This window comes from Chryseobacterium ginsenosidimutans (genome assembly GCF_024807225.1).
Classification (GTDB): Bacteria; Bacteroidota; Bacteroidia; order Flavobacteriales; family Weeksellaceae; genus Chryseobacterium; species Chryseobacterium ginsenosidimutans.
In genome coordinates, this window is the sequence record NZ_JANUCO010000001.1 from 2,273,865 (window position 1) to 2,289,335 (window position 15,471).

The 15,471-nt window shown below is 34.0% G+C and carries 10 protein-coding genes and 1 tRNA gene; 10 read left to right on the forward strand and 1 reads right to left on the reverse strand.

Annotated features, from left to right (window positions below):
- Positions 1 to 14: 14 nt before the first annotated feature.
- From J3D55_RS10770 to J3D55_RS10800, 7 genes are all read left to right on the forward strand, one after another.
- Positions 15 to 2,906, forward strand: a complete 2,892-nt coding sequence (locus tag J3D55_RS10770) for an AsmA-like C-terminal region-containing protein (protein WP_259130995.1) — start codon at positions 15 to 17, stop codon at positions 2,904 to 2,906.
- A 13-nt stretch (positions 2,907 to 2,919) separates the two neighbouring features.
- Entirely contained in the window at positions 2,920 to 3,531 is a 612-nt protein-coding gene (locus tag J3D55_RS10775) for an alpha-ketoglutarate-dependent dioxygenase AlkB family protein (RefSeq protein ID WP_259130996.1), read from the forward strand.
- A gap of 128 nt (positions 3,532 to 3,659) precedes the next feature.
- On the forward strand, positions 3,660 to 3,875 hold the full coding sequence (locus tag J3D55_RS10780; protein ID WP_259130997.1) for a hypothetical protein: 216 nt from the start codon (positions 3,660 to 3,662) through the stop codon (positions 3,873 to 3,875).
- 632 nt (positions 3,876 to 4,507) lie between these two features.
- Entirely contained in the window at positions 4,508 to 5,383 is an 876-nt protein-coding gene (locus tag J3D55_RS10785) for an SDR family oxidoreductase (protein ID WP_259130998.1), read from the forward strand.
- 534 nt (positions 5,384 to 5,917) lie between these two features.
- Positions 5,918 to 6,952, forward strand: coding sequence for an IS110 family RNA-guided transposase (locus J3D55_RS10790; protein WP_259127999.1), 1,035 nt, complete (start codon positions 5,918 to 5,920; stop codon positions 6,950 to 6,952).
- A 146-nt stretch (positions 6,953 to 7,098) separates the two neighbouring features.
- A complete protein-coding gene (locus tag J3D55_RS10795) occupies positions 7,099 to 8,280 on the forward strand; it encodes a glycoside hydrolase family 88 protein (RefSeq protein ID WP_259130999.1) in 1,182 nt (393 codons plus the stop codon).
- Positions 8,281 to 8,453: 173 nt separating this feature from the next.
- The gene (locus J3D55_RS10800) at positions 8,454 to 10,259 is read left to right on the forward strand and encodes a hypothetical protein (protein ID WP_259131000.1); all 1,806 of its coding nucleotides are present in this window, start codon (positions 8,454 to 8,456) and stop codon (positions 10,257 to 10,259) included.
- A 127-nt stretch (positions 10,260 to 10,386) separates the two neighbouring features.
- Here the strand turns inward: J3D55_RS10800 and J3D55_RS10805 are convergent, their stop codons facing one another.
- Positions 10,387 to 11,637, reverse strand: coding sequence for a hypothetical protein (locus J3D55_RS10805; protein ID WP_259131001.1), 1,251 nt, complete (start codon positions 11,635 to 11,637; stop codon positions 10,387 to 10,389).
- Positions 11,638 to 11,956: 319 nt separating this feature from the next.
- Between J3D55_RS10805 and J3D55_RS10810 the strand changes: the two genes are divergently transcribed.
- The 3 genes from J3D55_RS10810 (at position 11,957) to J3D55_RS10820 (ending at position 15,469) form a co-directional block, all read left to right on the forward strand.
- Positions 11,957 to 12,041, forward strand: a tRNA-Ser gene (locus J3D55_RS10810).
- A gap of 252 nt (positions 12,042 to 12,293) precedes the next feature.
- On the forward strand, positions 12,294 to 13,520 hold the full coding sequence (locus tag J3D55_RS10815) for a site-specific integrase (protein WP_259131002.1): 1,227 nt from the start codon (positions 12,294 to 12,296) through the stop codon (positions 13,518 to 13,520).
- 788 nt (positions 13,521 to 14,308) lie between these two features.
- A complete protein-coding gene (locus J3D55_RS10820) occupies positions 14,309 to 15,469 on the forward strand; it encodes an efflux RND transporter periplasmic adaptor subunit (protein ID WP_259131003.1) in 1,161 nt (386 codons plus the stop codon).
- Positions 15,470 to 15,471 lie beyond the last annotated feature (2 nt).

Consider the following 15,471-nt stretch of genomic DNA (forward strand, 5'->3'; position numbering starts at 1 on the left):
AAAATTATCGGATCATGGAAAGGTTTAAAAATATAGTTTTGAAAATTCTGAAATGGACGGGTATTTCTATAGCATCCATTCTTTTTCTGATGTTTATCATCCCGATTTTGTTTCCGGGAACGATTTCTGAGCAGGTAAAAATATTTGCCAATAAACATCTTGCCGGAAAGCTCGATTATAGAAAAACACATCTTACATTTTTCAGACATTTTCCTTCGCTTACGGTTTCCGTAGACGATTTTTTATTGAAAGGATCAAAACCTTTTCAGGAAGATACTTTGCTGGCTGCGAAAGAAGTTGCAGTGGGAATTAATCTTAAAAATCTGATTTTCGACCGACAGGTGAAAATCGACGAAATATATGTAACAGACGCTTATGCCAATGTTTTTGTGAACAGTAAAGGAGAAGCAAATTATAACGTTTACGTTTCAAAACCGTCTGAAAAACCGAAAGATACCACCGAAACCGGAACTTCCATTAAGCTGGATTTAATCAAATTAAGAAATTGGAATATCAAATATAACGATCATTCTGCCAGAGTTTTAGTAGATGCAAAAGGCTTGAATTATACCGGGAAAGGAGGTTTAAGTGAAGATATTTTCGATCTTACAACCAATCTTGATATTTATAAACTTGATTTTAGCTTAAATAGAATTTATTACGCAAAACAGAAAACCTTACACGCAGATTTAATTACGAGAATTAATACCAATGCGTTGACTTTTGTGTTGAGGAAGAACGAATTAAGAATCAATGATTTGCCTTTAAAATTTACAGGTTTTGTAAGCATTTTGAAAGATGGATATAATCTTGACATCAATGCAGCTTCCGAAAAAACAACCATTCGTGAGATGATTTCTGTGTTGCCGCCACAATATCTGGACTGGGCAAAAGATACCAAAATTGAAGGAAACAGCGATTTATTTTTCAGTTTAAAAGGTAGATTTAGTGAGCCTAAAAACCTTAAACCGAGGTTGAAAGCACGTTTATTAGTGGAAAATGGTTTTGTTTCCAACGGAAAAGCTCCTGTTCCGATGAAGAATCTTAATATGGATCTTAATGTAGATTTGCCTTCTTTGGACACAGAACAATTGGGTCTTGATCTTAAGAATTTAAGTTTTGATCTTGGTCCGAATAATAATTTCAAAGCAGTTGTAAAAACTAAAGGTTTAAATGAAATGCAGATCAACGCCAATGTAAAAGGAGCAGTAGATTTGCAGACGCTCGATCAGGCTTTGGGATTGAAAGATATTGACGCGCGAGGATTGATGAACACAGACATTAAAGCAAACGGAATCTTTAGTTTAGATAAAAAATTATTCCCGAAAACGAACGGTTATCTTAATCTGAAAAACGGTTGGTTGAAGACAAAATATTATCCAAACCCTATTCAGAATATCAATATTGTTGCGAATATTATCAATACAGATGGTACTTTCAAGAGTTTGGGAGTGAAATTGGATCCATTTAAATTTGATTTTGAAGGAAATCCGGTTTTCATCAATGCAGATCTGCAGAATTTTGAAGATGTTTTGTATAAAGTTCGCGCAAAAGGAGTGTTGAATGTCGGAAGAATCTACAAGGTTTTTGCTAAAAAAGGATTGGATATCAGTGGTTTAATTATGGCAGATTTGTCCTTAAACGGTCGACAAAGTTATGCTACGAAAGGGCAATACAGCAAATTGGATAACAGAGGAAATTTAATTTTAAAAAATATAAAAGCAACGACAGAATATCTTCCAAAATCTTTTTACATTAAAGAAGGGAATTTCCAGTTTGAAAATGAAAAAATGTGGTTCAGAAAGTTTTTTGCGACGTACGGAAAGTCTGATTTTGCTTTGAATGGTTATCTTTTAAATACAATTAATTATTTCATCGAAAGAAAAGGAACACTTCACGGAAAATTTGTTTTGAATTCTAATTATATCTTGATTGATGAATTTATGGCGTTGAAAAACGGTGATAATTCCGACAAATCGATAGAAGTTGAATATGCAAAAGCCGAAAATCCAAAAAGTAGCGGAGTCGTGATTATTCCAAAAAATCTGGATGTTTCTTTGGAAGCGAATGCGAAAAAAGTTGAATTTAAAGGCTTAGGTTTACATCATTTAAAAGGACTTGCTTCTGTGAATACAGGTCAGGTTTATCTTAAAAATACATCGTTTGATATCGTCGGAAGCCGCATGAATATTGATGCGCGTTATCAGGATGAATCTCCGTTAACAGCTAATTATGATGTCGCTTTAAAGGTTCTTGATTTTGATGTTCAGAGAGCTTACAACGAAATTGATATGGTTCGTGAAATGGCAACAGCAGCGAAAAATGTGAAAGGAATTGTATCTTTAGATTATAAATTAAAAGGAGATTTCGACAAAAATATGAAACCAATTTATCCGTCTCTGGAAGGTGGAGGAATTGTGAATCTTCGTGATGTGGAAGTGAAAAATCTGAAAATGCTTTCCGCAGTTGGCGATAATATCGGTGCAAAAGCTTTTGATAATCCCGATATGAAAGGCGTAAATATCGAAACTCATATTAAAAACAATCTGATTCACGTTGATAAATTTACCTTTAAAGTTTCTATTTTGAGACCGACAGTAAGTGGGACAACAAGTTTTAACGGGTTGCTCGATTTAAGAATCAGGGTAGGAATTCTCCCCGGCGGATTGATTGGTTTTCCGATTGTCGTAACGGGAACTCACGAAAAACCGAAAATTAAAATTTTCAGTAAAACCGGACAGGGAATCGTGGATGCGCTATATAATAAAAAAACGAACAAGGTGATTCGTGAGGAGAGAAGAGCTGAGAAAAAAACGAGAAGACAGCAGCGTAAAGAGAAAGAAGCTCAGGAACAGAAAGCGGAAAAATCTGAGAAACAGATCAGTAAAGACCTTAAGGAAAAATAAATTTGATTGAAAAATGAGCCAGTTAAGTCTATTTAATTCAGATGAATATTACCAGTTTCCGCAAGAATTACTGGAATATACGGAGCATTTTTTACCCGAAAAAGAAGCCACAGAACTCGAACAAACATTATTACAAAAAGCTCCTTGGAAACAAAATACTCAGAAAATGTATGACAAAACGGTTCTCACTCCGCGTTTAACAGCTTGGTTTGGCAACGACAAAAAATCGTATCATTTGGGTGGAAACGAGTTTAAGGTTAACGAATGGTTGCCGGAATTATCAGATTTAAAAGATAAAATTGAAAAGTTTTCAGGCTATGAATTTAATTCCGTTTTACTCAATTTATATCGCGACGGAAATGATTCCGTTGCTTGGCATCGCGACAAAGAAAGCGAGTTGGGGAATCGTCCCGTAATTGCTTCTGTAAGTTTAGGACAGGTAAGAAATTTTGATTTTAGGAATGTTGAAGATCATCAGAAAAAATATAGTTTGGCGTTGCAGAACGGTTCGTTATTAATTATGAAAGGCGATTTACAGGTAAATTGGGAACATCGTATCGCGAAATCTACAAGGAAAATGAAACCCAGAATAAATCTTACTTTTCGACTTATCCGGGAAGTATAATAGTAATCATTTTCAATAAATAAGTTAATTTCTTACATTGTTGAAAAAATGTTGAAAAATTAATTTTATTAATGATAATTTGGCAAAGATATTGTGTATTAGTAATTGAACTATTAAAATTAACAGCTATGATTTCTTATTACGATTTTAAAAATATGCCGGATCAGGCGCAATGTAGTTTAGCCATCAACGAAGGACGTATTATGAATGAAACAACGGTGAAAACATTAAAATATATACTCTACGAAGTGTCATATTTTACGGTTGAAGTTATTTTTAATACAGAAAATAATAAAATTGAAGGCATGAATGTTTTTCAGAATAAAGGAGCGTATTCGATATAATCGAGCGCTTTGAATAGACCTAAAATTTATCACTATAAATATAAAGAACAACTTTCATGAGGTTGTTCTTTTTTTGTAAACTTATGCTTTTTATTTGAAGCTTTTTCCAGCTTTCCGCACTCGCTATTTTGTATAAAACAAAAAATCCCCAGAAAGAATCTGAGGATAAAAACTAATAACCATGAAAACTCAAATTAAACATGAGTTAATCAATTGTATTAAAATATTATGCCATAATTTTTTTATGGAAAAAAATTTAAGACTATTTAAGATTTTTTAAGAAAAAATAATATATTTTGTCTTTATATAGCTTCTTCAATATGAATAAAATGTAATAAATCATATCAGTGGATTGAAAAGTAGAGATTTCGTGAACAACTTCAAATCCTAATTTCTGATAAAATAAAATAGTGCTGTCAAAATAGAGACGTGATGAAATGCTGTAATATTCTGTTAATTCCATTGTGAAATTTCTTTTATTCAAAGGTAAAATTCATGATCCTGAAAAGAAATAACTTACAAAATTGGTAGTTGATGAAAATAATTCTAAGTTTTTAAAATTAAAGTTTAAAATATTCTTTATGGCATAATAATAGGTTGATTTTCTGTAACTAACCAAAACTATTCACAAAATGGAATCAAGCAATATATTACAACAAAGTCTGAGAGGAAAAACAGTCGTCATCACCGGAGGAAGCAGTGGAGTAGGAAGGGCAACAGCGGAAGCATTCGCATTGGAAGGCTGCAATATTGTAGTCGCAGCTAGAGGAAAAGAAGGGTTGGATGAAACGGTGAGTTTGTGCAGAGATTTGGGTGTTACCGCTTTGGGTATTCCGACGGATGTATCGATTGCAGGTGATGTTCAGAATCTTGCCAATAAAGCACTACAATTTAACGGACGAATTGATATTTGGGTGAATAATGCCGGAGTTATGGCAAGCGGAAAATTCGAGGAAATCCCGATGGATCTGAATGAGCAGGTTATTAAAACTAATCTTTTCGGTTATATGCACGGAGCTTACAACGTTTTGCCGATTTTCAAAAAACAAAATGAAGGAATTTTAATAAATAATGTGTCGATTGGCGGTTTTATGCCCGCTCCGTACAGTGCCGTTTATTCTTCAACAAAATTTGGAATCCGCGGAATGATGGAATGTCTTCATGGTGAAATTTCAGATTTCCCTAATGTTCATATCTGTAATTTGTATCCTCAGATTCAGCGTTCTACGGGAAATATGCATTCAGCAAAATATTCGGGATTGAATTTTAAAATTCCGCCGTTTGCAGCAGACCCAAGAGATACAGCTGCGAAAATGGTTGAATTGGCAAAAAATCCAAGAAAAGATTTGTTTCCGGATTTTACATCGATGATGATAAAAAATCTGTACGGATTATTTCCAAAACCTATTATCAATACAGCTTCTGCAGCGATGAGATTGTTAATGAAAGTGAAAAACGCACCCTCAGATTCCGGAAATGTTCTTGAACCATCTTCAGAAACCTCATAGAATTTATGGAGAAACCATACTTCCGGTTCCTTCCAGAAAGACAAAAATAGCGATGGTTGCAGGACTTGGATTAGGGTTGGCTTATATGTTGATTAAATTTAAATCTTCAAATAATAAATCTTGAATTTAAAATTAATTTAAACATAAATCTTTTATATTGAATTTTTATTTTACCGCAAAAGAGACAAAATATTATAAATCAGTTATTTAATTTGATTATTAAACTGTAAAATAAGGATACAACAGCTTTTATAAACTTTTGTTTTCTTAATAAGTAAAATGATAAAAATCAAGACTAGCTTTTGTCTCTCGTATGTTTGTATTTATAAATATAAGTTACTTTAAATAATAAAACTAAGAGGCAGCAGAAATATTTTGTGAGAGGTAATTTTTATTAATATACCGGAAAAAGAAAGATTCTCTGTCTCTAAGTTTCTTTAAAATCTGAACAGTACTTAGGAAGTTTTTACATTCCGTATAAATGCGAGAAAAGATTACAAGAAACTGCAGTTTTTTCACTTAAAATTAAACATCATGGAAAAGCAATGTATCGGTATTGATATTTCAAAAGATTATCTAGACTGTTGTTTTGGAACTTCAGACAGCTTTCAAAATCAAAAATTTGGGAAGAGTAAAAGATTTAAAAATGACTATTGTGGATATAAAGAATTATTGCAGTGGTCGGATGAACAGAATGCCTCAAGAGAAGTATTTTATGTAATGGAAGCCACGGGCGTTTATTATGAGCATTTGGCTTATTTTTTAAATGAGCATCATTGTAAATTATCTGTGCTATTACCCAATATGGTGAAGCATTATTCCCGCAGTCTTAATGTGAAAACCAAGACAGATCAAAAGGATTCAGAGGTTTTATGCAGGTTAGGATTGGAAAGGAAATTAAGAACCTGGAATATGCCTACTAAAATTATGCGTGATTTAAAATTTTTAAGCCGTGAATACCGTGAAGTAAAAGCTAAAATCAATCAGGCTAAGAATCAGCTTCATGCAAAACATCACAGTCATGACTGCCCTGTCTCCACTCAAAAAAGGTTAAAAACACAGGTTTCCTTATTAGAAGTACAGGTATCGGAGATCGAGTCGGAACTTAGGCTTTTAGTAATGTCTGATACAGAGTTTTCTGATAAAGTTAAAAAAATATGCAGTATTCCGGGAGTAAGTTTTATTACAACAATATGTATTATTGCAGAAACCAATGCCTTTGCGTTAATAACAAATGGAAGACAACTGGCAAGTTATGCAGGTTTAGATATTCAGCACAATCAGTCTGGGAATAAGGAAGGGAAGACAAGAATATCTAAAAAGGGAAACAGTTTTATCCGCCATTCTTTATATATGCCCGCTTTATGTGCAACCAGATTCAATCCGTTAATGAAAGAGTTTTATAACAATCTAAAAGACAGAAAACCTGTGAAAAAAATAGCAGTAATAGCAGTCGCAAGAAAGTTGCTCATTTTAATTTATAAACTTTGGAAAAGCAATATGGAATTTGATCCTAATTATATAGAAAATAAAAAAATAGACAGGGTTGCGCCTGCCTACACAGGATGAATAAATATTCTCCTTAAATAGTTTATACAAATATCTGAAAATATTTGGAAATGAACACAGTACCTTTTGCGGTAAATTTTTATTTGTTTAAACAGGTTTAATAATTTAAAATTTAAGTAAATTGTGCTAAAGAATCTTTCTAATCAATGACTTTACACAAAATATCTATCGTTGCTTTTTCTGTTTTAAGTATGGCTTTTCATGCGCAAAGTAAAAAGGAAATGTCGAAACTGATTCAAAATGAATTTCAATTTGCTGAAAAGCAGTATAAATTCTTGCTTAAAACTGTTCCTCAGGACAAAATGCCACAATCTTATAAAGACGGAAAGCTTGTTACGAAAGACGTTTCGTGGTGGTGTTCCGGTTTTTATCCAGGTTCGTTGTGGATAATTTATGAGCAGACGAAAGATCCTGAAATTAAAAAAGAAGCCGAAAGAACGTTAAAAATTATTGAACCAAATAAGACTTTTACAAGAGATCATGATTTAGGTTTTATGATGTTTTGCAGTTTCGGAAATGCGTACAGAATTACAAAAGATCCTACATATAAAGATATTATTCTGACTTCTGCGGAATCACTTTCCACAAGATTTCGTCCCGGAATGCAGGCGATTTTGTCTTGGGATAAAATGGCAGATTTCAAAGCACCGGTCATCATCGATAATATGATGAATCTTGAAATGCTGAATTGGGCTTCACAAAACGGAAGCAACAAAAAGTTGGGAGAAATCGCTGTTTCTCACGCTAATACGACGATGAAAAATCATTTTCGTCCGGATTACAGTTCGTATCATGTGATTGATTATGATATAAATACAGGTCAGGTTTTGGGTAAAAAAACTTTTCAGGGATATTCTGATTCTTCGGCTTGGGCGAGAGGTCAAGGTTGGGCTTTGTACGGTTACACGATGATGTATCGGTTTACAAAAGATGAAAAATATTTGAATCAGGCTCAACAAATTGCGAAGTTTATTCTTAACAATCCTACATTGCCGAAAGATAAAATTCCGTATTGGGATTTTAATGATCCCAAAATACCGAATGTTCCGCGAGATGCTTCTGCTGCTGGAATTATTGCTTCTGCTTTGTTAGAATTAGGTCAATATTCAAAAGGTAATGAAAATAAAAATTATGTTGATGCTGCAAAACAGATGTTGATCAGTTTATCCAGTGAAAAATATCAGTCAAAATTGGGCGAAAACGGAGGTTTTTTATTAATGCACAGCACAGGCGGACTGCCTTTGAATTCTGAAATTGATGTCCCGTTGATTTATGCGGATTATTATTTTCTGGAAGCTTTAAAAAGATATAAAGACTGGTATTTATAGAGTTTGGGGCAAATCGAAGATTTGCCCCAAACTATTTTATTTAATGACTTTAAACATATCCAAAGAAATTCATGTGTTATTTTATGCATAATTAATTTTAAACTGATACTTTTGGGTCAGTGAATTAGTTGATGGGAATTTAGAGGTAAGAAATTATTTTAATCAATATAAAAATGATCAAAAAACCTTTACACAATTTCCATATTCCCGTAATGGGATTGGCTTATACGATAGACAGTCCTATTCGTGTGGCGCAATACGGGATATCTTCCGTAATTTCTATAATTGATGATGAGATTATAGAAAAGATGAAAAGTTTTTACAATAAGAAGTTTAATCTGAATTACTCAAGTATTTCAAACAAGATTGATGACTACCGAGCCAAAAGAATTACCGCTTATCTGGACATGGTGGATGATATTGTGAATCAAAAATTTGAAGCTTTCAAAGAAGAAATTTCAAACAACAAAAGAGCTCTGAAAAGCTTTATAGAAATGCTTCCGAATACTTCAGAGTTCAAAATCGGTTTGCAGAATTTCCTGAATCAAAAGGAAAATATCACTTCTGTAATTAAAAATTTTATAGAAAATCATCTTTCTCCAGGAAATATCGATGTCAACATTATGACCAAAGTTGACAAGGATAATTTTAAGAATAATGAACCATTACCCGTAATTTACAACGATGCTCATGCGTCTTTGCGTGGTTTTGCAAACAGCAAATTATCTTCTTCAATGGTACTTTCTGCGGGAATGAATCCTCGATTGTACAGTTATATCGAAGAGTTTGATGACTTCTTTCCAAACGAAAATGGTGAGCTTAAAAAGAAAATTATTCTGAAAGTCAGTGATTTCCGTTCTGCGATGATTCAGGGGAATTTTTTGGCTAAAAAAGGACTTTGGGTTTCCGAATACAGAATAGAATCGGGATTAAACTGTGGCGGACACGCATTTGCAACAGAAGGTTTGCTTCTTGGACCCATTTTGGAAGAATTTAAACAAAAAAAGGATGAATTGATTCAATCTGCTCATAATTTAATGATTCAATCTTTGGAACAAAAAGAAAGACATTCTGTTTCTGAACCTTTGGAGATGAAAATTACCGTTCAGGGTGGAGTAGGAACGTCAGAAGAGCATGATTTTTTGCTAAAAACTTATAATGTTGACAGTATCGGTTGGGGTTCGCCGTTTTTACTGGTTCCGGAAGCGACTTCAGTCGATAATGAAACGAGAAAACTGCTTGTAAAATCAAAAGAAGAAGATTTTTATCTGAGTAATCTTTCGCCTTTAGGAGTTCCATTTAATACGGTAAAAGGGACTTCAAATGAAATTCTTAGACATGAAAAAGAAGAGAAAAACCGTTATGGAAGCTCGTGTCCGAAAAAATTATTGGCTTTAAGTAAAGAATATTCTTCAGAAGGAATTTGTACAGCTTCAAAAAAATATCAGGAGATTAAATTTGCAGAACTGGAAGCTGAAAAGAAAGATATTTCAGACGAAACATTTCAAAAAAGAAAACAAAATATAGCCGAAAAAGCCTGTCTTTGTGTGGGGTTGGTAAATTCAGCTTACATGGAGCAAAAATTGGAAATAAAAGGTGAAAAACAGGGCGTTGTGATTTGTCCGGGACCTAATTTGGCTTTTTTTGATAAAGAAGTTTCTCTTTCAAAAATGGTAAAACATATTTATGGGAACGACAATATTCTGTCCCATCCTAATCGTCCGAATATGTTTATTAATGAGTTAAAAATGTATGTCGATCATTTAAAAAAAGAACTTAATGATTTTATGGGAGAGCTTACCAATTCTCAGATAAAAAAGTGGAAAACATTCAAGGAGAATCTTTTGAAAGGAATTGATTATTATGAAAGTCTTTTTGCAGCATCAGATTTTTTTAAGGAAGATTTGTTTGTTGGTGGCCAGCTTCGACAATATCAATTAAAACTTTTAAAAATAGAAATCCCAAAGATTGAGAAATAAATGAGAAAAACCTTCAAGTAAAATTGAAGGTTTTTGTTTTAATAATCAGGGTTTTTGGTTAAAAAGATAATTAAAAGCCTGCTTACATTTTATTTAATAATAATTTAATCTCTGATATGCATTTCTGCTATTCATATTTAGAAAAATCAACCGCAAATATGCATCGATTGACCTGGCTTCCATTCTGTGCTCCTGCATTGGGTTCAAATTCCGTCAAACTCCACAGGTAACCATATTGAGATTCGTAATAAAGGGATTCGGATCCATACGGCCATCGGTAACGTACAGTATCATCGGCACCATCGGTATAACGGGCTAATCTTGCATTTGAACCATAAGAATCGCTTGGAGATCCGGTACACGAAAGCCATGTTCTGTTCCCTTTTCTGAATACTCCTTGGATTCCATGAGCGTGATTACTGGTAAAAAGACTATTCTTTGGAGTCACTGCGACAATTCCTGTATTTTGAAGCATCCCATTTGCGTCAACAGGAAAACCAAATATTTGAGGAACAATGGAAGCATCGGCACTCCCTGCATAATATTGTCCCGTCCAGAACTGAGTTCCTTCATCATTGACTTGTATAGTGGAGAAAGGATCGGCATTATTGATCTTTTGATACCCTATCTGAGGCAATATGTATCGATAATTGAAGGCGAATAAATTCCCGTTGGCATCTTTACCACATTTCTCATTGGTTGTGTCACCTGTACTTACTTCAATTATTTTATTTAAATCAAATACACGAACTCCTAAATTTGTGCTGCTGAGATATATTTTATCCTTAAAATAAGCAATTCCACCGGCATGTACGTTCAATGGAGCATAAGAGCCATATTGTGAATAGGTTGTTGTAGTTGCCGGAATATCAGGCTGCACCAACAGAATATGACGATACATCAGATAAGTACTTGAACTCGGACTGATGTCAATCAAAGTAATGCGGGAGCCTTTATACGCAGCATCATCTTTTGCATACCAGCTCACCAACAGATAACGAACACCATTTTTGGTAAAACCTGCAATTCCTTGAGGTCTCCAAATCGATGTCGTTTCATCATCGGTATTCCAACGGATTCCTCTTACCCTGTTTTCTTCAGGGATATTGAACCCATAGACCTCGGTGTAAGCACTTCCGCCTATAGACTGACGGTTTTTATCGATCTGAGATGGGTTTAGAAAGCTAAAGCCAGAATTGATATAGGGGCTTGTATCTACATAAGCATTGACACTTACGTCCGTAGCCGCCTTATTGACGTTGGGTTTTGACGAAAGCTCTTCGTCCATTGAAGCTGAAGCAATTTCGTTATTCTGGCATCCGATGCTCGTTACTGCAAGCATAAGCATCCATCCAAGAAATTTTTGTCTTTGAATCATGATTAATAATGTGTTTTAATAGTTTTTAAATTGCTTGCGAAACTATCAGATTCTCTTTTTATTTGGATGACGTCAGCATTAATTATGTATTAAATTTATGATTTTAAGATTACTCTATCTATACCTTTCAAAATTACTTATGCTTATTGTAATTTTTTATGGTTTTCCATCAACGAAGTAAGCTCAATAAAATAATTTTTTTATGCTGAAATTTAGGATGATAAGTTTTTTTAGATGTTTTTCGAAAAAAATATTTTGTCAGAATCCAAAATGTTTATATATTTGCACCACTGAAAACAACGATACCATCGGAGTTTTTGGAGAGATGGCAGAGTGGTCGATTGCGATAGTCTTGAAAACTATTGACTGTAACAGGTCCGGGGGTTCGAATCCCTCTCTCTCCGCTGGTTGAGAAACTAAAATAAGCTAAAACGCTGTAAACATCAATGTTTACAGCGTTTTTTGTTTTGCGCTAGAGTCAAAAAAAATCAAAATAGGTCACGATTTTTATGACCTTTATAATGACCAATCCCGAAAATCGGGAAATAGGTCACTAAAAATTCAGGGAAACCCGACCAGTAGGCAGTTTAAAGATTGTACATCTTGCAGAAAGTGGTAACAAAAGCTAAATTATTAACAATTAAAGTTACCACATCATGAACAAAACATTCAACCTGTTATTCTTTATAAAAAAGAATAAAATCAGAACCAACGGAACCGCTCCCATCTACTTGCGAATCACGATAGATGGCAAGGCAGCGGACATTGCCGCTAAGAGATATATCGATCCCCAGAAATGGGATGGCAAAGCGCATAAGGCAATGGGTAACTCTCAGGAGGCTAAGACGCTTAATGTCTATCTTAAGACTTTAGAGCAACAGGTTTACGATTCACACTACGTAATGTTAAAAGAGGATAACAATGTAACGGCAGTTGGTTTAAAATCTAAACTGCTTGGAACTGATATCGAGCAAAGAATGCTCATTCCTATCTTTCAAGAGCATAATGATAAAGTAGAAGCCCTGGTCGGTCACGATTTTGCTCCCGGAACATTGGAGCGTTACAAAACATCATTAAAACATACACAGGAATTCATTAACTGGAAGTATAAAACTTCTGATATCGATATCAAGGCTATTGATCACGCTTTCATTATGGATTATGATTTCTGGCTTCGAAGTGTACGTAAATGCGGAAACAATACCGCGGTGAAATACATTAAGAATTTCAAAAAAATCATCAGGCTCTGTATGGCACACGGCTGGCTCAACAAAGACCCTTTTCTTGGCTATAAAGCAAAGCTCAAAGCTGTAGAACGACCGTTTCTTTCCAAAGAAGAAATCCAGACAATGTATGAAAAAGAATTTGTTTCCGATAGATTGACACAAGTAAGGGATGTTTTTCTTTTCTGCTGTTATACGGGTTTAGCTTATGTTGATGTGAAGAAATTGACAAAGTCTCATATCAATATCGGCATTGATGGCGACCAATGGATATTTACTCGTCGTCAAAAGACCGACAGCTCAACCAGAGTGCCTTTACTGCCGCTAGCTAAAGAGCTGGTTTTAAAATATGAGAACCATCCCCAATGTATAAACTTAGATGTTTTGTTTCCTGTTGTAAGTAATCAGACTATGAATTCTTATCTCAAAGAAATTGCGAGTGTTTGTGGAATCAATAAAGAGTTGACATTTCATATTGCAAGACATACATTTGCTACTACGGTTACATTGTCTAATGGCGTTCCCATTGAAAGCGTAAGCAAAATGCTCGGTCACACCAACATAAAAACAACACAGCACTATGCAAAGATTTTGGATCAGAAAGTGAGCGATGATATGTCGGTTTTGAGAAGTAAACTTGAGAGCAGTGAGTTTAATTGAGATCAAAATAGTGATGGAGATATTAAATTTAATCCCGGCTTGGGATCAAGACGACCGTATCTTCAAACAGTTTTATAAATGATTTAGTTCGTTTAAGCCAAATTAAAAGAGAAGGGGCTATCCCAAATCTAGCATTAAGTTTATTGTAGTTGTAAAGTTTTTTGCAATATAATTTTAAATATTTGAAACAATCCAAGTTGAAATAATTTGACTTTATTTTATTTCAATTGGCTTTTCTCTTTTCATAAAGATTTTATGAAGTACATTTAATTTGTATATAGTTAATAGGATTTATGTAAAGATGAAACTTGGTACATTAAAGTATATTGTTGCCCTAATTATAATATTTGATCTAATTATTAAAATAGGGTATATGAATAAATTTAATTTTGTTATCATTATATTGAAATACATATATATCATCTAGTGCAACTCAATAAAACAATCACCCCTCTCTACATCGGTAAAGAAGGTTTGATTTCTGTGATATATATTTATCAACCTATTTTACAAGGCTGTTAATATACTTTTCCAGCAGTGGATTCACAATGGATTGGGATAAGATCTTAGTTCCTGTAGATAAAAAATAAATTTAAATTTTTTTTTCTAAAAGAATAATGATACCTACTCCTGATGAAGACATTTTATTTAAAGTGTAAATATTTTCACGAGATTATTTAACAAAACCTTATTTTTATCATCATAGGTTAGATATCAAGTTTTAGTTTTAAAATGTCTTTGATAATTCTAGGTTTTTGTTTGATTTTATTTTGTGAAAACGCGTTATTATGATAAAAAATAAATTTGTTCTTTTGATTTCGGTGATATTGTTATCATGTGGTGATAAAAAAACAAAGACAAAGGACAAAGACAAAACTATACAAAGTTATCAGGTCTTAACTTTGGCTCCCAAACAGGTTACAGTTTACAATGATTTTCCGGCTTCCGTGCAGGGACAGAATGTTGTAGAAATCAAGCCCATGGTGTCGGGTTATCTTCAGGATATTTATGTGTCGGAAGGAGCTACTGTAACAAAGGGACAACTTTTATTCAGAATCAAAAATCCTCAGTATGAACAGGATATTGTGACGGCAAAAGGCGCTATAAAAATTGCAGAAGCCAACGTAAATACAGCCCGTATGAATGTGGAAAAAGCAAGACCTTTAGTAGAACAGGAAATTGTCAGCAAATATCAGCTGAGTTCAGCACAGTATGCCTTACAATCAGAACAGGCGGCTTTGTCTCAAGCAAAAGCCACTCTCGCCAATGCAATGACTAATCAAGGTTATACCTATATAAGAAGTCCACAAAGTGGAACAATCGGACTTATTCCTTTTAAAATTGGCGCTTTAGTAAGCAGTACTTCAACGGAATCATTGACAACATTATCCAATACAACGAATGTTTTTGCTTATTTTTCTTTGAATGAAAAGCAGGTAATGGATTTTCTAGCAAATATGCAAGGTACTACAACCTCTGAAAAACTAAAAAATATGCCTCTCGTCACATTAGTAATGGCAGATGGAACAGTATATCCCGAAAAAGGCAGACTGGAAACGGCGAGTGGCGGCATCGACACAAGTACGGGGACGGCTACTTTTAAGGCAACATTTAGTAATAAATTAGGTCTTATTCAAAATGGGGCAAGTGCTACAATCCGTATTCCTGTTAATATGGAAAACTCATTGTTAGTTCCACAAATAGCTATTTATCAAATGCAGGATAAATCATTTGTATATAAATTAACGAAAGGAAACATGGTGATGAGTACAGCAGTAACAACCTCGCCGACAGATGATGGTAATTTTGTTGTCGTAAAAGATGGAGTTAATGCAGGAGATAAGTTAGTTCTTAATGGACTTAACATTAGTGACAGCACAGTCATCAAACCTATGCCAGCTAATTCGGCTACCATTTATCGTGCCATGAAAACCAAATCAAACCCATAGGT